Annotated in this window: 17 protein-coding genes; 12 read left to right on the top strand and 5 right to left on the bottom strand. The window is 42.2% G+C overall.

Going from position 1 to position 23,301, the window contains the following annotated elements:
- Positions 1–41: 41 nt before the first annotated feature.
- Entirely contained in the window at positions 42–734 is a 693-nt protein-coding gene (locus Q0081_RS11250; RefSeq protein WP_298352901.1) for a sulfite oxidase-like oxidoreductase, read from the bottom strand.
- A gap of 122 nt (positions 735–856) precedes the next feature.
- Positions 857–1,966, bottom strand: coding sequence for an o-succinylbenzoate synthase (locus Q0081_RS11245; RefSeq protein WP_298352898.1), 1,110 nt, complete (start codon positions 1,964–1,966; stop codon positions 857–859).
- Between the two features lie 102 nt (positions 1,967–2,068).
- Between Q0081_RS11245 and lpxK the strand changes: the two genes are divergently transcribed.
- On the top strand, positions 2,069–3,097 hold the full coding sequence (gene lpxK, locus Q0081_RS11240) for a tetraacyldisaccharide 4'-kinase (RefSeq protein WP_298352896.1): 1,029 nt from the start codon (positions 2,069–2,071) through the stop codon (positions 3,095–3,097).
- Here the strand turns inward: lpxK and Q0081_RS11235 are convergent.
- The 3 genes from Q0081_RS11235 to Q0081_RS11225 form a co-directional block, all read right to left on the bottom strand.
- Positions 3,066–4,544, bottom strand: coding sequence for a gliding motility-associated C-terminal domain-containing protein (locus tag Q0081_RS11235; RefSeq protein WP_298352893.1), 1,479 nt, complete (start codon positions 4,542–4,544; stop codon positions 3,066–3,068). The genes lpxK and Q0081_RS11235 overlap by 32 nt on opposite strands.
- Before the next feature lie 87 nt (positions 4,545–4,631).
- Positions 4,632–5,261: a gluconate 2-dehydrogenase subunit 3 family protein gene (locus Q0081_RS11230; RefSeq protein WP_298352890.1), complete on the bottom strand. Its 630-nt coding sequence runs from the start codon at positions 5,259–5,261 to the stop codon at positions 4,632–4,634.
- Positions 5,258–6,997, bottom strand: coding sequence for a GMC oxidoreductase (locus Q0081_RS11225; RefSeq protein ID WP_298352887.1), 1,740 nt, complete (start codon positions 6,995–6,997; stop codon positions 5,258–5,260). Before Q0081_RS11225 ends, Q0081_RS11230 begins: the two co-directional genes overlap by 4 nt.
- A gap of 313 nt (positions 6,998–7,310) precedes the next feature.
- Between Q0081_RS11225 and Q0081_RS11220 the strand changes: the two genes are divergently transcribed.
- From Q0081_RS11220 to Q0081_RS11170, 11 genes are all read left to right on the top strand, one after another.
- Entirely contained in the window at positions 7,311–9,086 is a 1,776-nt protein-coding gene (locus Q0081_RS11220) for a glycosyltransferase family 39 protein (RefSeq protein ID WP_298352885.1), read from the top strand.
- Positions 9,086–9,907 (top strand): transketolase, encoded by an 822-nt coding sequence (locus Q0081_RS11215; RefSeq protein WP_298352882.1) that lies wholly within the window; start codon positions 9,086–9,088, stop codon positions 9,905–9,907. The genes Q0081_RS11220 and Q0081_RS11215 overlap by 1 nt, the downstream gene beginning before the upstream one ends.
- Before the next feature lie 6 nt (positions 9,908–9,913).
- Positions 9,914–11,893: an NAD-dependent epimerase/dehydratase family protein gene (locus Q0081_RS11210; RefSeq protein ID WP_298352878.1), complete on the top strand. Its 1,980-nt coding sequence runs from the start codon at positions 9,914–9,916 to the stop codon at positions 11,891–11,893.
- Between the two features lie 40 nt (positions 11,894–11,933).
- Positions 11,934–13,643: a hypothetical protein gene (locus Q0081_RS11205; RefSeq protein WP_298352875.1), complete on the top strand. Its 1,710-nt coding sequence runs from the start codon at positions 11,934–11,936 to the stop codon at positions 13,641–13,643.
- Positions 13,644–13,752: 109 nt separating this feature from the next.
- On the top strand, positions 13,753–14,676 hold the full coding sequence (locus tag Q0081_RS11200) for a transketolase family protein (protein WP_298352872.1): 924 nt from the start codon (positions 13,753–13,755) through the stop codon (positions 14,674–14,676).
- A gap of 8 nt (positions 14,677–14,684) precedes the next feature.
- On the top strand, positions 14,685–16,298 hold the full coding sequence (locus tag Q0081_RS11195) for a hypothetical protein (protein WP_298352869.1): 1,614 nt from the start codon (positions 14,685–14,687) through the stop codon (positions 16,296–16,298).
- The gene (locus Q0081_RS11190) at positions 16,295–17,413 is read left to right on the top strand and encodes an acyltransferase (RefSeq protein WP_310586492.1); all 1,119 of its coding nucleotides are present in this window, start codon (positions 16,295–16,297) and stop codon (positions 17,411–17,413) included. Before Q0081_RS11195 ends, Q0081_RS11190 begins: the two co-directional genes overlap by 4 nt.
- A gap of 147 nt (positions 17,414–17,560) precedes the next feature.
- Positions 17,561–18,304: a glycosyltransferase family 2 protein gene (locus Q0081_RS11185; protein ID WP_298352864.1), complete on the top strand. Its 744-nt coding sequence runs from the start codon at positions 17,561–17,563 to the stop codon at positions 18,302–18,304.
- 137 nt (positions 18,305–18,441) lie between these two features.
- On the top strand, positions 18,442–21,168 hold the full coding sequence (locus Q0081_RS11180; protein WP_298352861.1) for a hypothetical protein: 2,727 nt from the start codon (positions 18,442–18,444) through the stop codon (positions 21,166–21,168).
- A 14-nt stretch (positions 21,169–21,182) separates the two neighbouring features.
- On the top strand, positions 21,183–22,211 hold the full coding sequence (locus Q0081_RS11175; RefSeq protein WP_298352858.1) for a hypothetical protein: 1,029 nt from the start codon (positions 21,183–21,185) through the stop codon (positions 22,209–22,211).
- 79 nt (positions 22,212–22,290) lie between these two features.
- The coding region (locus Q0081_RS11170) for a BamA/TamA family outer membrane protein (RefSeq protein ID WP_298352855.1) at positions 22,291–23,301 on the top strand (1,011 nt) is incomplete at its 3' end.

Genomic DNA, 23,301 nt, shown 5'->3' with positions numbered 1-23,301 from the left:
CAAAAATTTCCTACTTCGACATTCTTAATTCGACACTCCTCTTAGCTGTATCTATCATTACGCCAAGGGTAAGCCGTATTTGAGTAACCTCGTTCTTCCCAAAAACCACGTTTGTTTTTAGACAAAAATTCAATTCTTTTTATCCATTTTGAGCCTTTCCAAGCGTACAATTGCGGCGTTATCATCCGCACCGGTCCACCGTGCTCTTTGGGAAGCGGTTCTCCATAGACGGTATGCGCTAAAAGAACATCAGGTTTGAGAGCTTCCTCAAGCGATACATTCGTAGTGTATGTATCGTAGCCATAGCACATTAAATGTGTTGCGGTTTCTTTAGGCCGTACCAAAGCCGCCAAATCTAATAAACGAACTCCCACCCACGACATATCCAATTTTGACCACGTAGTAACACAGTGAAAATCAGACACATCTTCGGTTTGAGGCAGTGACATAAAATCATCCCAAGTCAAAATCATAGGATTTTCGACTTCCCCATCTATGTAAAGTCGCCAACGATCAAGAGTTACATTGGGTTGGTAGCCTAAATCCAAAACAGGCCATTTGGTTGTCAAAGTCTGTCCCACAGGTGTATTTGGCATCCCATGACGATTAAGTTCTCCTTGTCCCTGCGGACGGGCATCAGCCATTGAAGGCGTATTCTGCATTTTGTCCTCAAATCGAGCTTTCAGCTTCATTCGAGCTTCAATGATTCTGTCGAGTTTATTGTTTTCTTCCATGGTGTTTTTAAATTAGTACCTTATAATTATAAAACGACCTGAAAAGAAAATAGTTTCATTGAGCAAATACTCAACACCCTTCGTTGAAAATGGGCATTGAAAATAATTGAAATTCTGAAGCACTAAGCATTAGTAGAAATGCGACTGGAATTCAGCACACTAAAGTCCCATGATTGCTGAGAATCATAGCGAAGATACCCTCTTTCGATCAACAAAGGGCTGGGAATGTTATTATTATACAACTGACCTGTACCTAAACCTTGGGGAAGCGGATTGTCGAATTCTGCAGTAAACTGTGAAATGGCATTCAATCCAATGTTTGACTCCAACGCAGAAGTAATCCACCAGCCAATATCAAGTCGTTGAGCTGTTTCAATCCACTCGCGTGTGGCTTCAAAACCGCCTAAAAGCGTAGGCTTTAGGATAACGTAATGTGGTTTCAGGTTTTTTAACAAGCGGCGTTTGGCAGCATAATCATAATTACCAATCAATTCTTCGTCAAGAGCCACAGGTACGGGAGATGTTTCACAAAGCTCAGTCATCAATTCCAGTTGCTTTGGCTGAATGGGCTGTTCAATGGAATGAATATCAAATTCGGCCAGTCGTTGGAGTCGCTCATGTACATTTGTCCCATTAAAAGCTCCATTGGCATCTACTCTCAGCGTAATTTCTTGAGCCGAAAAATGACGCCGAATATGTGCCAAAATGCTGCATTCCTGTTCAAAATCAATAGCTCCTATTTTCAATTTGATGGTATTGAATCCCGTTACAATTTTCTCCTCCACCTGTTGCAGCATAAAATCCTGACTTCCCATCCATACCAATCCATTGATGGGGATTAGACGTCCGTTATTTACAAAATCGTTTGGAAAAAGTACTCTCTTACAGCCATTCAGGTAGTCAAGCATGGCCGATTCAAACCCAAATCGTATGGAAGGCCAGGCAGTACCTATGAGTTGGTCAAGAATAATAGAAATATTCCAACTGTAAATTTCGAGGTCAAGGCGATTAAAATTTTGGCAGAATTGCTGTAAATTATCCTCAAAATCAGGTCGATCATCAATACTTAACCCACTTAACGGTCCACATTCCCCCATTCCAACCAGTGTTGGTTGGCTATCGTCATAAATTTTAATAAGCCACGATATTTTTTCCGTCAAAATGCCTCGCGAAGTCCCCGCTTCAAACCGAAAATTCAGTTTATATGGCTGATAATGAATTTGTAAGGGCATTGGCAATTAACTGTTTGGGGTAAGCAAGCGCACAATTTAGAGAAAAATACCTTACTTTGCCAAAGTCAGTTTAAGAAAATGTTAAGAAAGTTATCAAATGATATGAAGTGGGTACTTTGGCCTTTCAGTTTACTTTATGGTCTTATTACTTCTCTCCGTAATTATGCATACGACAAAGGCGTAAAAAAAGTATACCGGTCGTCTATTTATACCATCAATATTGGCAATTTAACAGTAGGCGGAACGGGCAAAACTCCACACATTGAGTATTTAGTTCGTTTACTGAATTCACACTTTCAAGTAGCCATTTTAAGTCGTGGCTATGGTCGTAAGACCAAAGGGTTTGGTCAGGCCAGCAACAGCTCTACCGCCAATGAGATAGGTGATGAGCCTCTTCAACTTTATGGAAAGTTTGGGGACAAAGTTCCCGTATATGTATGCGAAAAGCGTGCTCAGGGTTTACAGGAAATTGAACTTAGAACACCTGATACCCAAATTATTTTATTGGATGATGCCTTTCAGCACCGTGCTATACTTCCCAATCTTAATTTGTTGTTAACTGATTACGGGCGTTTATTTTACAATGACCATATACTTCCAATGGGGCTTTTGAGAGAATCCAAACAGGGAGCAAAACGTGCGAATGCAGTCATTGTCACCAAATGTCCTGAGCTTACTAAAGAAGATAAATCACAGATAATAAAAGAGATACACCGTTATACTCAACCTAACACTCCTATTTTCTTCTCGACCTTTGACTATGCTTTACCTATCCCTTACTTTGATTCCAACCCCCATTTAGAGTATAATTCAACCTGCTGGCTGGTATCCGGCATAGCTCAGCCCCGCACTTTTGAGCAGGCTGCATCCGATTTTTTTACGTTAAAAGGACATTCAGCAATGGGTGACCACCACGCTTTTACAGAAGAAGAAGTACGTAAATGGGCTAAGATTTCTGAAGACAATCCGATTCTTACCACCGAAAAAGATTGGGTGAAAATCAAGCCGATTTTGGTAAAATTGTCATTCATGAAACCTCAATTTTATTATTGGCCCGTTCAGGTAAAATTCGATACAAACGACTTCGATAACTTTATCCTCACCGAAGTAAAGCAAAGGATCCTCGTTTGACAAAATTACGACCTATTTTATCGGTCACACTGATACGATAAAAATATGCTCCTGATGGGGCAGGATGTCCATTGACAGTCCCATTCCAATGTCGAACATTAATGCTGTTTTGAAAAACAGGTGTTCCCCAACGGTCATAAATCAGAACTTGGATTTCGCTTGTTGCCTCTCCTTTTACTTCAAAAAAGTCATTGACTCCGTCACCATTGGGTGTAAAAGCATCGGGTACATAGACATTGGTCAAGGTAACACACAATGCCGGCGGAGGGTCGATACAGACCGTATTTGACAAAACAGTACCGTTGCGCGTTTCCAATTGCAGGCGGTAACAGGTTTTTTTTCCGCATTCAGCTTGATTATCCTCCCGAAATAAGTCAGTAAAATTAGGGGTCCACCATGGAGAATTGTTACGAAACACTCTCATTTTCGTAATTTCCGAAGGATAACGGTAGGGCTCCACAGCAATGGTATTATGAGAAATATCAGGAGTAGCTATAAGGTAGCTCACGCACAAAACATTGGATTCCAAAGAAGCGATGCAACTGTCGCGGGGCTTGAGTTTATAACAAAAGAGTTTAGTTGTATCAATGGCAACTTTTGTTTTTTCATCCGCATTTTTAAGAACTTTCCCTGTGGTTTGAAATTGACCTGCCCCATCCTGACGATACAATTCCAAATCAAAAAGATTAGGATTGGAGATTGTTAATTCGGCCGTATTTGCATCAAGGACTTCTAATTTTGACAAAACAGCAGATTGAGTACCGATTTCAAGCGATACCGTCCGGGCACTTTTGCCGCCGCATTTGCTAACGCTGTGGCGTCCCTGTACACTGATTTGCTTCGGAGAAAGGTCTTTGTACTGGTACTGAGCCGATAAATTCAGCCGATTAATAATCGCCACATTTCCATCTCCCCATTCAATCACATACTCTTCGTATTGGGTAAGGTCATGATTGGAAATAGTAAGGGTAACTTTCCCATTTTCACAAGGTAAAACTCTAAACGTAGGGGGAATCGGGTCTTGGATAGTAACTCGCTGACAACTTCGAAGGGGTTGACCAAAAGCACTTTCCGACAGTTGCATGATGATATAAAGCCCAGGCTTTGTATATGTAAAGCTCGTAACAGTATCAGTTTTATATACTTGTGAATTGTTTGGATTTCCTCCTTTATAATCGTAGATATATCGGCTTTTCGTAGATCCGATTTGATTATTAGCTACTTTGACTGTTTGCGGAATACAACCAACGGGATCCGTAATACGCATCCCGCCACTTCCAACTCCAGGTTGATTATCACATTGATTATCAGCAATTTGTTGGGCCGATGCTAAAGCAGTACTTCCTAAAAAAAAACAAAAAAGAGATGACCGCTTTGCTTTTTTCAGAAGCAATAGCGGTTGAAAAAGAGAAACTGAACCAGAGTACGATTTTTCCCAAAATTGCATTTTTTTGAGGTATTTCCGTAAAATAACAAAATAGCGGAACAAAAATTGTATCCGCTATTAAAAAATCCAACAATTTATTGAAATTATCTAAGAATCGTAACTCAATTTATACTTCTTTAAAACTTCTGCGGGCACACCATCCCAAGCGTTGGGGCGATTGCCTACGTAGCCCAAGTATTTAAAACCTACTTCTGTAGTAAAATATCCCGTAGCGGTCAGATTTCGCATCAAATTAAAAAAGGCAACTCCCTGACTCATTTCCGGTTTGGCCTGCTCAGGATAAGCAATTTGATCCAACATTTTAATTTGTTGGTCTTTTGTACAAGCTACAAATTTCTTTCCGAATTGTTTTGCACATTGCGTATCCAACCATACCAATCCGCCTCGCATAGGCGTTTGGTGTTGCGGCATGTCTTTTACAATGAACCCAATAAAATCACCCACTTTTGCTTCGGTAGCTCCCCCAAATTGTCCATCGGCAGGAATGATAAAATCAGCCAGTAAGCGTATGGTTTGCATTTCGTGGACACTAAAAAAGGGCTCGGCAGCAATTTTGGCATCACGAGCCAATTCGGCAGCACTTTTACCGTTTTTAAAATCAGATAATGAAGGGGGTGCAACGGGCTTTTTAGGTACATCTGCGTGAGCTTCCGTACCTGCGATTGTCGCCGTGATTGCGCTCAGGGACAAGGCTTTCAGCGTATCTCTGCGTTTCATAGGTTTGCTTTTTTACGTTGGTCAATGATATATTCTGAGGCACGCATAGACATCGCCAAAATCGTCCAAGTAGGATTTTTGTCAGCCTGCGACACAAATGTACCTGCGTCTACGACAAACACATTGCGCGAATCGTGCAATTGGCTGTAACGGTTCGTCACTGATTTTGACGGATCATCGCCCATCCGCGTAGTTCCTACTTCGTGAATAATACGCCCGGGAGCAGCCAAGCCGTAGTTGGATTCCGGTCCGGGCTTTGTACCATTCAAAATCCCGCCCATTTCCAACAATAACTCTTCAAAAGTATCCTGCATGTGTTTGGCTTGCTTGATTTCGTAATCCGACCATTTGTACTGAAAACGCAATACCGGTATCCCGTATTTATCCACTACGTTGGGGTCAATTTCACAGAAATTATCTTCGCGAGCTATCGCCTCACCACGACCTGACATTCCGACATTTGCGCCAAAGAAATGACGATAATCTTCTTTCAATCCAAGACCATAGCCTCCTGCTGGTTTGATTTTACCATCTTTGCCCGCATACTTGCCATTGGTGTTTTCCATTCCAAACCCAAAACCATAGCCGGGCATTCCCATACCACCGCCATATTCAATGTGGTAACCTCGTGGAAAGTCTAACTTTTTGTCGTTGAGCCACCAAGGAGAATAGATGTGGGCTCCCCCTACTCCATCTTCGTTGTAACGTTGACGATCTACCAAATGCGGCATAAATGCACTGCGACTTGCTCCTGTCGAATCATGTAGGTATTTACCCAATACCCCACTGGAATTTCCGAGCCCTTTGGTATGACGTGATGATTTTGAGTTCAACAGCAACCGTGCTGTCTCGCAGGCACTGGCTGCCAATACAATGACATTGGCGCGTACTGTATATTCCTGTCCATTGTCTTTATTTACGTAAGATACTCCTGTTGCAATGCCTTCTTTGTCGGTAAGTACCTCGCGAGCCATCGCGTTGGTAAATACTTTTACGTTTCCTGTTTTAATCGCAGGTTTTACCAATACTGAAGACGATGAAAAATCGGCATACGCCTGGCAACCGCGACTACACTGAGAACAATAAAAGCAGGAGCCGCGCTCATTATTGATAGGCTTGGTCAAAATTGAAAGTCGCGATGGAATCACGGGGATATTCAATTTCTTCCCTGCTTTCTTTATCATTAATTCGTGCAAACGCGGCTTAGGAGGAGGCAAGAAGATTCCGTCGGGTTCGTTGGGTATATTTTCAACGCTACCAAATACACCTACCAGCCTATCTACTTTGTCATAATAAGGCTTTACATCCTCGTAACCGATTGGCCAGTTATCGCCCAAACCATCTACATCTTTTCGTTTAAAGTCCAGTGGTCCGAAACGAAGCGAAATACGCCCCCAATGGTTGGTGCGACCGCCAATCATGCGCGACCGAAACCAGTCAAACTCAGTACCTTTTTTGCGCGTATAGGGTTCGCCATCTATTTCCCAACCACCCCAAGCCGCATCAAAATCGCCAAAAGGACGATGATTGCCCGCCCCACGCCGAGGCGATTCCCAGGGATTTTTAAGTTGAGTGATGTATTTTGGGTCAGCGGGGTCATACCAAGGTCCTGCTTCAATCAGCGCTACTTTAGCACCTCCTTCTGCCAGCACTTTGGCTGCCATGCCACCACCTGCCCCCGAACCTACAATGCAAACATCATAAACAATGGGTTGTTCTTTGATTTGAAAACTCATACAAGTAGAAACGAAATGGTTTTTAAAATTTTTCTTTAAGTAGTATAAAGCAATTGACGTACCACAAATACTGTATATTAAACCAACAGTACTACAAACTGTTTTAATGTTTTTTTGAGTACTTCTTTTCACACAAATTCAAAGCGCTATTCTTTTGTTTTCCAGTCGGATTATTTACTAAAATCAAGAGCGCAAACTTGGCTTATTTTCATTTGCTTTGTATAATAAGAGTATTTTTTATTAGAAAGTGACTCATTAAACATCGTAACTTCCCAAGCTTTTTTCAATAAATTTGCGGCTATAACGTCTGATTATGGCATTACAGCAAACAGCTTCTTTCTTCGACAAGTACACTTCTTATTGCCTCATAGCTATCTTAGCACTGGCTTTGGGCCTTCGTCTTTATCATTTGGACGCTCACGGTATTTGGTTTGACGAAAAGTCCACCATGGTGGTCAGCCAGGGCATTGTTTTGGATGGAGGCAACCAAAAAGAGGTATTTGGCAAAGGAAAATTAGTCTATACAAACCAAGAATTTTGGCACGAGAAAAAATTGCCTGATTACTACGAAGCTATGACCCGCAGTGACATTGGCAATAGCTCCTTTTACTATCTATTGTTACATCCCTGGCTCAACATTGTCGGTATTTCTGACTTTTCAGCCCGGCTTTTATCCGTTCTCTTTAGTGTTCTGACGGTCTTTTTACTTTTTATTTTTACCAAACATTTCTTCAAATCCAACGGATTAGCTTTGACGGCTGCAACATTAGCGGCTATTGAACCTTTTTTTATTGCTTATAGCCAACAGGCTCGCAATTACTCACTGACCTTCTTTTTGACATTGTTTGCTTCTTACTGTCTCCTTCGTGCTTTGGAAGCCGATGAGAAGAAAGAATCTGCTTTAAAATGGTACATTTGGTACGGTATTTCGGCACTTTTAGGACTTTATTCACACTTTTTAGTCGCTTCTGTTTTATTGGCGCACGGAGTTTATGTTCTCTTCTTCGTTCGCAAATTCAAAAGTTGGGTTGCCTTTGGAGTCGCGGGAATTTTTGCAGTTTCAGGGCTCGCGTGGTGGCTTATCTACGGTGGCGGACAATACACGCTTTTCAGCCTCAATCACCAATCCAAAGTCTACCTTGAATGTGCGCTAAATCGACCGTATAATAATCCGTATGGAATAATTCTGCCCGCCACGTTTGGCAATGTGTTTCAAAAAAGTCTGCCCATTTTTAGTGATATGTGGATATTTACCAATGGGTTGGTTGATAAATTAGAAGGAAAAAAAAATATAGTTTTGGCATTCATCATTGGTTTGCTCTTCATTCTGTCGTACCGCTTTTCGCAACGAAAACATCCTAAATCCAATTGGTTCATTATTGCATCGGTCATTAGCTTAGGGCTAAGTTCATTCCTGTTTAAAGACAAAACGCTTGGCTTTTGGGTGTTATCATCGGGTGTTTTCATAACTTATTTGACAACGGAAATCTTGGTTGGCAAAAGTGCTGTTTACTCCAAAAAACACCTTTGGTTCTTACTCATTATCGGGATTGTTCCAACGGCATTTCTTATCTTTAACGCGGTAAGAAGTGGACATACGTATGGCCTAACTCAACGTTACTCTGGATTTTCGTTTCCTTACGTAATCATTTTGGCAAGCATTGCTTTAGGGCGATTACGGGAGGCAAAAAACAGCTTAAAGTTGGGCATTATGATACTGCTCGGAATTCAACTGTTTTTTGTAATCCAAACCCTACAAATCATTTACGCCGACCGTTCGCCCAAGTACAACTACCGTACCGAACCTCGGCAACCCAACCCTCATTACGCCGCGGCTCAAAAAGCTCAAAAGCTCTATCAAAAGGGGGATACGCTCTTATTACCAGCTCCGTTGGCAAAGTTTGACAATCCCATGGACAGGACTTATCTGCCTTATTCGGTGGTAGATGCGCAATATTTTAACCTGTATTTGCCAAAAGACGGTATCTTTGTGCAAAAGTTAGACACCGTCAATGTAGATAAGATACGTTTGAAAAAAGCAGACGGTACGGTAATTGAACTCACAGATTTGAAAGGAAAAAGATACTAATGGTCGAAACACACGCCATCGCAACAGACTATTTAAGACTCAGTGGCGAGCTTCGTCTCAAAGTCTTAGGTTTGTATAAAAAAGCCAATGCGGGCCATATTGGTTGCTCATTGAGTTGCATTGATTTATTGATTGCCGCTTTAATTAACCAAAAACGTGCTCAAGACTCCTTTCTGCTTTCCAAAGGACACGCAGCGGCGGCTTTGTACGTAGCCCTCAACCATTTAGGTGAAATTTCGGACGAGGTACTGGAAACATTTTATCTGGATGGTACCAGTTTACCCGCCCACCCCGCTCCCAATCAACACGCAGGTATCCCTTTTGCTACGGGTTCTCTGGGTCATGGTTTGCCCATTGCCACCGGTATTGCCCACGCCAACAAACTTTCAGGCGAAAAGTCATTTTCCTACGTGCTCATGTCTGACGGCGAAACAAACGAAGGAACTACCTGGGAAGCTTCACATTATGCTATTCAGAATCAGTTGGATAATTTGATTGTTCTCATTGATAAAAACGGTTTGCAGGGCTTTGGAAACACCGCCGATGTTTTTGGTGATTCCGCAGATACCGCCAAGTGGCGAGCCATCGGTTTTGACGTTTTTGAGGCCGACGGGCATAACCCTGCTGAATTGATTGAAGTGATTGAGACTGTAAAAAAGCGTTCCAATGGTTTGCCTAAGGTTATCATTGCGCACACAGTCAAAGGAAAAGGAGTATCCTACATGGAAAATCGCATGGAGTGGCATTATTTGCCCATGAGTGATGCGCAATACGAACAAGCGAAAAACGATGTTTTAGACGCCTACGGCGTGACAAATTAGACTATTTTGATTTACCAAGATAAAATACACCAACTCAAAGGCCCTATTTTCGTTTATGGGGCAAGTGGCTTCATCGGAGCCAATTTGTTTAAAGATATTTTCAGCGTTCGGAAGGATGTCTATGCCCTCACCCACGATGCTACCAAAGCTTGGCGGCTGAAACTGTTGGATGTGCCGTTTGAAAATATCGTCCATTGCGATATTTTATCCAATAACTCCGTTGAACAGATTTTTGAACAGTACAAGCCCCGCACCGTCTTCAATTTGGCGGCTTATGGTGCTTACAGTAAGCAAAAAAACATCAATCTTACCTACGAAACCAACGTTATCGGTACGGTCAATATTCTCGAAAGTTGCACCGACGAAACGGTTTATATTCACGCCGGCAGTAGTTCTGAATATGGCTTCAACTGCACTGCTCCCAAAGAAACCGATGCCGTAAAACCCAATAGCCACTATGCCGTTTCTAAAGTCTCGGCGGCTTATTTGATTGAGTTTTATGCTAAAGTTCATCAGCGTAAAGCTCTTAATTTACGTCTCTATTCGATTTATGGTGCTTGGGAAGAACCTGATCGCCTGATTCCAAGATTGGTGGAAGAAGCACGGAAAGGCAACTACCCTCCGCTCGTTTCGCCCGATATCAGTCGCGATTTTGTCTATGCAGACGACTGCATAGAGGCATTTTTGGACGCAGCATTACAAGTCAACAGCACTATTTCAGGTAAATCATACAACATCGCCACCGGGCAAAAAACCACTATGCGCGAGTTGGTAGACATTTCGGGTCAAACCTTCGGTCAGACTCAGCCTCCCACTTGGGGCAGTATGCCCAACCGTGGTTGGGACTTAGCCGACTGGTACGGAGACCCATCCGAAGCTCAAAAAGATCTGGGCTGGCAAGCTCGCACTTCATTGAGCAATGGACTACGTTTAACTAAAGAATGGCAGGAAGCTCATGAGTACGAAGCTGATATATTGCCGGCTTTTACTAATCCAAAACTCAATCCGGTCATTACGGCCATTATTGCCTGTTACAAAGATGCTCAAGCCATTCCGTTTATGTACGAGCGGTTGGTAAAAACATTTAATGAACTCAAAGTACGTTACGAAATCATTTTTGTCAACGATGCCTCTCCGGATAATCAGGATGAAGTAATCAACGCGATTTGTCAGCGAGATTCCAATGTGATTGGAATTACTCACTCGCGTAATTTTGGTTCTCAATCCGCTTTCTTGAGCGGCATGGAGATTTCAACGGGCGATGCCGTAGTGCTCATGGACGGCGATTTGCAGGACCCCCCCGAGATTATTCCGCAGTTTTATGAAAAATGGAGCAATGGCTTCGATGTAGTATACGGGGTACGGGTGCAACGCGAAATGAAACCCCATATTCACTTTTTCTACAAGACGTTCTATAAGATTTTTCAAAACCTCAGCTACGTACCTATTCCACGAGACGCCGGTGACTTTTCGATGATTGACCGCAAGGTGGTTAAAGAATTGGTGGCTTTGCCCGAAACGGAACAATTTTTACGAGGTCTCCGGGCATGGGTAGGTTTTAAACAAACCGGGGTGGATTATGTCCGCCCGGAACGAATGTTTGGAGTTTCGACCAACAACTGGCACAAAAATATCTGGTGGGCTAAGAAAGCTATTTTCTCCTTCAGTTTTGCTCCGTTGGAATTGATGAGCTACGCCGGTTTTATGCTCACAGGTTTGTCTATTCTGGGGATTTTTTACCAGATTTTGGCCAAATACTTTTTTGCCCCTGATACACCACAAGGTTTTACTACCGTCATTATTCTAATTGTATTATTTGGCGGTTTAACGCTGCTGGGCATTTCATTCCTCGGCGAATACATCAGCAAGATTTTTGAAGAGACTAAAAAACGACCCAAATTCATACGCACTAAAATTCAAAAAGGAGAAAAAACATTCCGCACTTCTGAAGAGATTATGACCTTGGTGAAACAGAGAAAGAAGTAAACGTCTGACCTTCCTTATATATCGTTCAGATTTATACTAAATGAAAAAAATAAGTGGTTATCCACTCCTAATCAAGGTATTTTTACTTTTTCCTATCGCCGTATTCTGTATTTTTCTGGGATACTTTGCCGTAAATGTGCCTCAGGGAGATGACTTTGAACTAATCCTTCATTTTCTTTCCAAGTATGTTTCGGCAGGAAATGATTACGCCCAAAAAATATCTTTGTTAACGGCGCAGTTTGTTGAGCATCGCCTTTTTTATACACGAATTGTTGTACTCATACAATATCTGCTAACGGGTCAAGTCTCGTTTTACTTAATTATTTTACTGGGAAATCTGTCGCTGCTCGGTATTTTCATAGTGTGTTGGAAGCAACTGAAAACGGCAGGCTATTCATTACTCTATCTGTTGCCCATTTCGCTGATTATTTTTCAGCCCTGCTATTCGTACGATGGAGTTTTGTGGCCTGCGGCTACGTTGGCCTATAATTCCGTTTCTTTTTTTGCCATCCTTACTATTCATTGGTTATCCACTCGTCGCAGTCTGCACTTTTGGTTAGCTCTTGCCAGTGCCGCACTTTGTACGTATACGTTTGGCAACGGCATTGTGGTTTTAATGGCAGGATTAGGATTATTAGTCATACAAAAACGGTGGAAATATACCTTGATTTGGATTGCAATCTCTGCACTTATCATAGGCTTTTATTTTCAGGAGTATGTGCAAATACAAAGCCGTAATAATCCTTTTCAAAACATTATTACACATCCTTTTTATGTATTTGCCAATTTTTTGGTCTTTCTCGGCTCGGCACTTAATTGGGATGAATCTTGGCCTAAATTTCTGACCTCTACCGACATCGAGTCTTTAGTCGGTGGTGGAATCGTTTTAATCATTGCCTGCGTCGTTTTTTATCGTTCATTCAAATCTCTTTTTATTTCTTTGCGCACGCCCAATTCCTCACTATCCGATTTTTTGTTTGGAGGATTTACTTTTTTTGTTTTAACCGGATTGCTGATTTGCTTTTCGAGAGTTAATAAAGACGAATTACTGCTGTATATCAACCGTTATCGCATCAATTCAGTAGCAGTTTTGGTTTTAGGCTATCTGTCGTTGCTTCCTTTTCTAAAACAGCGTACCAACTTATATAGTCTGTTTTTGGGCGGTTTGATAGGATTTTGGCTTCTTTCTTATTTCAATTTTTATGCTGTATTTTCAGAATATAAGCGTATTTATATTTCAGGTCAGTACAATTGGGCTACTGCCCATGAATGGTTCATTTATCGCGATACTTCTTATTGGGAAAGAGCGTCGGGAGTTGTTATGGAGCAGGCTAAAAGCAACTTGGGGTATACTATCACACAATCTCCCTTTAGCCGAACAATTGATAAAGAAGAAATGATTAAGGGTTTAAAAATCAGCAAATTAGAGAATAAAAAAACAGTATCGATTGAAGGTAAAGCCGATTCCGTCAATCATTTTGGGTGGGGAAAGGACTGTTACATTGCATTCAAAAACAAAGAAAAATCAACTACCTACCTTATTCATACGTTATATAATCGGCGAAGTATTCGATTTTTTTTACTTGGGCAAAGCTATTACTACCCTGTTTTTCACGCGAGTTTAACATACAGGCATTTTCCCACCGGCAAGTATCAAATCGGTATTGCAACCGAACAAAACAAAGTGTTGACAATCCGTTGGCAGCCCTTCACTTTTGACGCAATTCAAGAAAGTAATATTACCCACTAATGTAACCGGATTTGGGTAGCCTTTTGAATTTCGCTTAATTTGTACCTGTTTCATCAACTTCTTAGTACTCCTTCATTGACTGAGGTTACTCAAAAGGATATATAAAGTTATGCGTAAAGAATTTTCAGCCGCTATAGAAAAGTTAGCACTTGCCGATGAATCCGTCGTGTTCATTACGGGCGATTTGGGATATAATGCCCTTGAGAATCTCCAGAAAAAACTGGGCAAACGTTTTATCAACGCCGGCGTAGCCGAGCAAAATATGGTAGGTGTAGCAGCAGGGATGGCCTACAAAGGCTACAAAGTGTTTTGCTACAGCATTGCGCCGTTTGTAGTTTATCGCTGTCTGGAACAATTTCGCAACGATGCCTGCCTGCATAATCTGCCCGTTTTTTTGGTAGGGAACGGCGGTGGATACGGATACGGCATCATGGGCAGCACACACCACGCCATTGAAGATTTGGCCTGTTTGAGCAGTCTGCAAAACGTAAAAACGTGGATTCCTGCCTTCAGCGATGAAGTAGAGCCCGTTTTAACCCAAATTCTCCACGAAAAACACCCCGCCTATTTGCGCCTTGGCGTAGGCTCGCTCACTCCTGAAGGTGCTGAACTTTCGGGGTCATTGAAACAAATAAGTCACTCGGCCAATGCTCAAACGGCAATTGTTGCCTTAGGGCCTATTGTTGCCAATGTACTGAAAGCGCTGATCCAAGTGGGATTGCAAGCTGAATGTGACGTGTATACGGCTCTTACTCTTCCTCTTGAACTAACTAACGCTACTGCCGAAGCTTTACGAAAAGTGGAAAATATTTTGGTAGTGGAAGAACACGTCAGTATTGGCGGATTGGCGCAACAACTTTCGGTCAAACTTTTAGAAGCCGGTATTCATCCCAAAAATTTCAAATCACTGACCGCGCAGGGATACCCTAACGGGCGTTACGGCAGCCAAAGTTATCATCAGACACAATCGGGATTGGATGCAGCAAATATTGCCTCTATTATTCACTCATTCACCCCTTCACTCATCCACTAATTGTGCTGATGAACAAACGAGCATTCGCTTCCTTAATCGTCACCTTTGCGCTGATTTTTGTCTATTATCAGCTTTGGAATCGCTATGCCATCAATATTCCAAAATGGGATGACCATGCCTTCAAAGCAACCATCCTGAATTTTGAAATGGCCGATAGCTTTGGGGGCAAACTCTATGAGCTTTACCGACAACACAACGAGCACCGCGTTGCGCTTACCCGTTTAGTTGCCATCATTGACTACAAAATCTTTGGTCGCATCAATTACGAGCACTTGATGTTTTTTGGGAATCTGGCTCTATTGCTGATTTGGTGGTTGCTGACTCGTTTTTTTAAACCCCTGGCGGGTGCTGTGTGGTATGCTTTGCCCATCGCTACCTTTTGGTTTTCGCTGGCTTTTTGGGAAAATGCCTTTTGGGGCATGGCTGCTATCCAAAATAGTTGGGTAGTTGCCTGGGCCATGCTTACGTTTTGGAGACTCAGTCGCGCTGATAAATACTGGTGGTGGGCGTTGCCTACGGCCTTTATGGGAATGTTTACGAGCGGAAACGGGCTTTTTATTTTTCCATTGGCATTAGGCATTTTATTGCTCCAGAAACGTTGGAAAAATACAGCTATTTGGCTTGCATTCAGCATTTTCAGTATTACCCTTTACTTTTGGGACTACCAAAGTCCACCCACCGATTTGAGTGCTTCCGGGGATGTTAGAGCCATGCTTCACAGCTATGTATTGTTTTGCGGCTCCTTGGCTGAAGGTTTGCCTTTTGGTAATTTCCCTTATCAAATGCCCATTTGGATGGGTCGATTGACTTTGTTTGTGAGCTTGAGTATGTTGCTTTATATATTGAGAAGTTATTGGAAGCGCAATTTTGCACTGGACTCCTTCGATTATTTTTATCTGGGCGGCGTGTTGTTTGCACTGGCCACCGGGCTCATCGTTACTTATTCACGGACGGGCTTAGGCGCAGAAATAATGCTGACGAGCCGCTATAAACTGTATTCAGCGCTACTGCTCAGCTTTAATATTGCCTATTTGACAAGACTGGTCAGCTCAGTATTCAGGGAGGTACTGACAGTGACTTTTGTGGTGGGAGCAGCGTATTTGTATGCCTGCAATCAGCATTACCATTTATACGACGCTATCCAATTACGGAAGTACAACATCAGCAGCAGTTTCAATTGGCGCAATGACGGTCCTGTTTCAGGTTCCATTTATCAGGCTCCTAAGTTATTTTTAGAAAATATCGTCCTTCCCAAGGATAGCATCGTAAGCGGAAAAGCGTGTCAAGTGGTCAACAATACGCTCAAGCTTTCGCAACCCAACTATCGTCTTTACGACTTACGTGACGGAGGTCTTTACATCGTTTTGTCAAATTCCAACTATCAATACGTATTTCCTACCTCGCAGGCTCGTAAACATTCATTCCGAAATATTTTCAACTACAATCGCTATTTTATAAAAGGCTCTACCGCCACCGTTTCGGCTCAGGAAGTAGAAGCAGGCACATACCGCGTTCGTTGGCTCCATTATGACCGCCAAGGAAAGCTGTATCTGGAAAATGCCGATTGCGAAGTAGTAACCTTTGAAAAAACCGAGAAACAAAACATTAAGACAAATTGGTGAAACATCAGGACAATTATCTCATTCAATTAGATGGATTGCGTTTTATGGCCGTGGCTTTGGTGTTATGGGATCACTGGATGCCCGAACCTCATACGCTACCATTCGGAAAATTGGGAGTCAATTTATTTTTTGTCTTGAGTGGTTTTCTCATTGCCCGGATTTTGTTGAGCAGCAAAGATAAAAATTACGGAAAAGAGGGTGGTTTAGGAGATTACCTGAAAAAATTCTACATACGTCGTACCCTACGCATTTTTCCCATCTACTACCTTTCTCTATTTGTTTTGTGGATTCTGCGTGACCCTTCGGTACGTGGAAAAGAATTATGGCAAATTCTGTATGCATCCAACATTTACATTGCTGTTGAAAGAACATGGTTGGGAGTGACCGACCACTTTTGGTCATTGGCCGTTGAAGAACAGTTTTATATTTTCTTTCCTCTACTGATTTTCTTTATCCCTCGTCGCTACATAGTTTCATTTTTTGGGATTTTGATTGCGTTCAGTGTTTTATTACGGGCTTATTTTCTGCTGACTAACCAACCTTGGTATGTTTCTTACGTGACCATGCCAACTGCCTTAGATGCTTTTGGATTTGGGGCGTTGATGGCCTATTCACAATTGTACCATCGTCCTTTTTTTCAAAAATTATTCAGCAATCGCCTGTATTTGGGATTAAGTTTCGGAGCATTGGCCGTCATTTTTATACTTTCAGCTCAATTGACCAAAGCCGGCGTTACTCAGAATCAAAATCTGTATATCAACATTTGGGAGCGTTTTTTTGCCTCTATTTTCTTTATGTTCCTGCTTGGTGGTGCCATTATTGGTTACAAAGGATGGTTTAAATGGTTTTTAGAACACCCCATCAGCAATTATTTGGGCAAAATCAGTTATGGATTATACGTTTATCACAACTTTGTCTATAACCACTATCATTCCCCGGCCTATCATCCAGTTGTTCGCTTTTTCAACAAATTAGGCCGTACTATTGAAGGCTTCCAAGAGATGCACATACTACAGGTTATGATACTTTTTTTACTTACCACAGTAGTGGCAACTGTATCCTGGTATCTGATTGAAAAGCCCATCAATAACCTCAAAGACAAGTATGCGCCTTAAAATTGGCAGGATGTTTGATGTCCATAAAATAAATCCTTCCCGGTCAAACGTAGGCCAAACGCCTTTTTTTGAGTAGTTTTGCGGGCAAATTAATGTACAGGTTATTCAAATTGTGCAATTCGCTAATCACAAATCCCCAATTAACTAATGAGCCTTTATTTCTCGATTGTAATGCCTGCTTATAATGAAGAAGAATGTATTGAGCAGGTAGTAGATATGTGGACTTCCTTCCTCACAAATACTTTCCCAGGCAAAGAAACTAAATTAATTGTAATCAATGACGGCTCTAAAGATGGTACGAAAGTCATTCTTGACCGCATTGCTCCCAACATTAAAAACCTGCTTGTAGTACATCAGCCGAACGGCGGACACGGAAATGCCGTCGTAAATGGCTACCGTAAAGCTGCTGAACTTAACTCTGAATGGGTGTTTCAAACCGATAGCGATGATCAGTTTATAACCGACGACGTTAAAAAATTGTGGGAAAAGCGAAATGAATCCAATTTTGTAATGGGCTATCGTCAAATTCGTCACGATGCGGGTGCCCGATTGATTATTACCCGGATTCTAAAATACACCATATTCTTTGTATACGGCACGTTTATCAATGATGCCAACATTCCTTTCCGACTTATAAAAGGAAGCTATCTCAAAAAACTCTTAGCACAACTACCTAATCCTGAGCCGTTTGCTCCCAATATTTTCTTGGCGGTTATGGCAAAGAAAGCAGGAGAGAACACGTTCGACATACCTATTACGCACAAAGAGCGTCTAACGGGTACAGTTTCGATTCTGCGCTGGAAACTTATTCAGGTTTGTATTCAAAGTTTCAAAGAATTGCTTCACTTCCGTTTAGAATTGAATAGCAAAGTAAGAGCAATCAAGGCATAAATTGAACTGGTAGGGTGTTTACACGGGACACGGTACCGCATGAGCCCGCGACGGCTTACCGTGCCCCGGCCGTCGCGGGCCCATGCGGTAAGCAGTAGATGCCATTTTCAACTTTTAACCGTAAACGGTAAACTACTATGAGAAAAAGAGGCTTAATCGTTGGAATTTCATTAACGGTTTTATTTGCCGGGTGGTGGGGATTTCAGAGGTGGCAGATGTACTCGGCTTCAGTCTGGAAATTGCTCCCTGAAAACACCTTCTTTTTAGTTCAAAGTCAGCGTTTACAAGATACCACCTACAAAGTTCAAAAAGGTGGTATTGAGATGCGCGAAGTGCCTTTATTCAATTTGGCCGCTCGCCAGATTGATATGTTCCGATTACTATCGGATGAAACTAACCGCCCCGAGCAACTACTCAAAGGCCGTTCCATCACGTATGTGCTGCAAAAAACATCAGGAGGGCGCTTTACTTATTTGGTTTTCCTACCCCTCGAAGCCTTCCAGAGCTATAATTGGCTGGAAGGGCCTGCTTCCTCCAAAGCACGTGTAACGTCTCATATCCATAGCGGACAGAAAATTTATGACGTTACCACCCCCAACTCGGAGCCTTTATTTACCTATACTTTCTTTAATAATTTTTTAGTTTCCTGCGCTTCCGGTGATGTGCTCGAAGATTGGATACGATTTGCCAGAAGCCCACTCCGCGCTACCAATACCAGCCGTTTTGAAAGTATCAAACAGGAAGGAAGCGAATTGAGCGTATACATGGATAACGTCTTGCTTTCTGAAGCACTCCGCAATGAAGCTTCCACCAATCCTGACGCAGCGCTACTCTATTTCTTATCATTTTTACCCGGAACTGAAGGTTTGCATTTGGACAAATTATTCTCTTTAAAGAATCCTACGTTGGTCTCCAAAGGCAAAAAAGTAAAATTGGAAGGCTATCTGGAAGCACTTAACAATCAAAAAGCAAGCACCTTAAAAAGTGCTTTTTTTATTCCCAACAATACGGCAATTATGTTCCGTTTAGGCTTCGACGATGGACTTACGTTCATTCGCAAGCTCCGCCCTCAGTTAAGCAACATTTCAACTGATTCAGTAAATCAATCTCGAAAAAGCCTGTTGACATTGTTGGGAAATGCTCGGTTAGATTCTTTTTATCGGAGTATCAATAAAGAACTGATCTTGTGTCAGTTAGAGCCTAACAATGTGCTTACCAAAGGCCAGATTTTGCTGCAACAGGTGCAGCCCAAAAACGGCCTTGAAAGGTTTTTTAAGCGTTTATCTATTCTTTTCAATAAAAACAAAGGCTTTCCTTATGAGCCGTTTCAGGGAGGATATGTCTACACTATTGATTGGTTTGAACTTCCTTCTGTGTTGTTTGGCGGACTCTTTAAGGGCTTTCCAAAGACGTATGTAGCGTTTCACAAAAACTTTGTGGTTTACGCCAACGATTCACAGGTATTAAAAGATTATCTCATTGATTTAGAATACCAACGAACTTGGGCCAACTCATCTATTCATAATACTTTTCTGGAAAAAACACTTGGAGCTTCCAATTTCACTTTCGCCATCAATCCGCGCAAAAGCAAAGAGTACATGGGAACTGGTTTTATGAATTATCTTTTCAATAATCTCAACTATGACATTACTGAAAAGCATCCTTTTGACCAGTTGGTGTTTCAATCTGCTTACAAAAACGAACGAGCATACTCTTCACTGACGTTTGGCCGTTTGAGCAAATCTGCCAGTGCCAAAACCCTCAATAAAGTATTCCTGCAACAGGAACAGGCCTTTGAACCGGCTCCTGCGGGTGGTATCTATATCGTTCGTAATTACCCGAGCGATTTGGAAAAAATCGTAGTAGTGACACCCTCCCGCGAAATGCAAAATCCTTTTGCCGAAGAGAAAAAACGAAAAATGACGCAATTGGATGCTCCGATTATTGGCGACATTTACTCCGTTGACTTCCTTAGCATTGGCCGATTGCAATACGTTTTTGCCACCGAAAAAAGCCTGAATGTGGTAGATGAAGATGACCGTCAACGCTACATGACGCTCCCACCCGTACGCCTGCCAGTAGGTCGCAGCATACGCAGCTTTCAACGACTTGAAAGTGGGATTGAAGGAAGTTTTAGATTCTTGGTGATAGACACGGGAGGTTTTTTATATCTCTGGAACAGCCCCAGCCAACCTCCTGTACTTCTGAACCGTTCGCGTCCCTTTGTCGATTTATTATTGCCTATTCATGAAGTGGAATACCAAGGTAAACGCCATTTTCTCTTTACGCAGGCTTCTGGTCAGGTAGGATTAATCAGTGAAACAGGGGTAATACCCGAACCGTACAAATTAGACCTTAAAACTAATTTCTTCGGACCCTTTTTTGGGGTGTTTATGCCTGAAAACGGCACGACTGACCTTCTTGGAGTAAGCAAATACGGTGAATTGTTTGAAATCACATTGGGAGGTAAAATCACCAATAAAAGACAACTGTTCCGTTCAGACCCTACCTCCTATTTTCGGGCCAGAGCCGCCACCAACAACCGGGATTGGATCTTATTCCGTGAATCGGAAACCCAATTTGCGGTATTGGATAAACGTGGCAACGAGTTGTTTTCGGCCAAAGGACTCATTGAAGATCAGAACCAGGTACAATACCATTTCTTAAGTTCGGAAGTGAAGTTCCTGAGCGTAAAATCAGGTAATTATACAACGCTATACGATTTAAAAGGCAACCAGATTGGCGACAAGCCCTTCCCAAGCGAAATACCAGTTCGGGTGAGTTTAGTGGAAGGCTACAACAAGCTGTTGATTTACAGCTATGCCAACAAAAAATTACAAACTTGGTCATTGAAGATTAGATAACAGGCTAAGCATCTATGAACAAAATAGCCAAATACAGTATTCTCATCCTCTTTTCTCTTCTTTGGGTGGTGGGCTGTAATCCAACACTTCGCCGAACGGCTTTCGAATGGGGATTGACCAAAGACTCTTATCGCTTCGGTGATTTGTATCGCCTTTCCAATTTGGCACAATTCAAACAAACGACGGAGGCGTGCCCGAAAAAATTTGCAGGAAATCGCTCAAAAAACAACACAGCACTCTATATCATTGGTGACAGTTTTACCGAAAAAGAACGCATCAATGCCGACGACTTCAACACAAATGGCTATCTAAGAATCCACTGGAACGACTCGCTCAACATCTCATTGGACACCGCCAAGCGCAATATTTTAGTGCTTCAAACGGTAGAAAGGCATTTTCGGGAACATTTCGCTGTGCCGGTTCATCAGTTCACCGTTGAAAATGGACTGCGCTCCACCTCACCTTCGCAAAAAGTCAATGAAGGGCACGTTTCTGATTTCTTCCTTGCGTTATACAACGAAGCGGAGCAAACCCTCAAAGAAAGTGAAGAAGCCTTGACAAGTTTCTTATTTTCAGGAGATGCATTTCTTCGTTTCAAAGAGTGGAAAGCGGCGATTAATCTTAGTTGGTTTGGCCGCCACAACGACCAGGTAGCCTTATCGCCTGACAAAAAGAACATTCTATTTTGTTGGGATACCGATTCCACCCGCATCACTTCTTCGTTCAACTATCTGCCTGACAGCGAGTTACAAAAACTTATTCAGCAAGTGAATCAAGCCAAGGATTATTATAAAAAACAGGGTTTTGACGAAGTTTATCTTTCAATCATTCCTAACAAAACCAGTATTGTTGCCCCCGAAATGGGACACTATAATCACCTCGTGGAACGGGTGCAACAGCACTCCATGCTCAAAACACCTTTGATTGACACTTGGACACCATTTTCTCAACACTCAGAAGAAGCTTATAGCCTCAGCGATACGCATTGGAACTGCCAAGGGCAGGCGATTTGGCTGGAAGAAGTCAATCGCTGTTTGAAGTAAGCCTAATCCTTCTACTATTCTGAACAAAATCTTTAGTTTGATTGTATTGTAGAGATACCCAGTATTTCCACAGCTTACCATGCCTCGCTATTTTATCCATTTCCGTAATGTCATTTTGGCTGTTCTGTGCGGGTATGTATCCTACGCCCAAAATCAACCAAAGTGGCTGCAAAAATTCCATCCTGATTCGCTCGTAAACCATGAAGTAAAGGTCATTCCAATGCCTATCTTTCAAAGTTCACCGGAAACAGGGCTGCGAGCAGGTTTTTCAATAGACTATTTTTTCAATACCGGCCACCCCAAAGACAGTATTCCAACGAGGGATTCATTTGCCTGGCTGGTAGCTACTTACAGTACTCGGAGACAATTGGTCTTTGAACCCGTCTGGCAAATTTATACCCAAAACGAAAAGTATTTATTACGCGGACAAGCAGGGCATACTGATTTCTCGGAATATTTCTGGGGTATCGGCAACGAAGTACTAAACTTAGATAGCCCTACTACTATGTTTTATTCCCGTACTTATTTTCAGGGAGAATTCTTACGTAAAATTGTTCCTAATGTTTTTGCAGGTTTACAAGTTCAGATAAGCGCAACACGAAATATCAACTTTAACCACTCGACCGGCGACTTACTCAACGATGTGCGAGGACGCGCCAGCAGTCATACCTCGGGAATTGGCCCCAATCTTATTTTTGATTTTCGCGACAATCCCTTCAGTCCTACCAAAGGATGGTTTTTAGAATTAAGTTATGTACCGCATAACCATCAATTACAGAGCGAATATAGCTTCAACGAAATGCTCGTAGATGGCCGTAAATACTTTGAATTTCCTAAAAATCAATTTCTTGGTTTTCAGATGTTGGGTAATTTTTCTTGGGGAGATGTACCCCTCCGCGAATTACCCCGGCTGGGTGGAAGTAACCTGATGCGTGGCATGGTACAGGGAAGATATCGAGATAAAAATATGGTGGCTTTTCAGGCTGAATACCGCAAAGGAATCCATCGTTTTATTAAAATAGCGGCGTTTGTGGGCAGCGGGATGGTCAATAAAAACGTTCGTGACTTTTCCACTAAAAACATTCACTAT

It is taken from the genome of Runella sp., from assembly GCF_027484545.1.
Classification (GTDB): Bacteria; Bacteroidota; Bacteroidia; order Cytophagales; family Spirosomataceae; genus Runella.
This window is presented reverse-complemented; position numbering and strand designations above follow the sequence as displayed.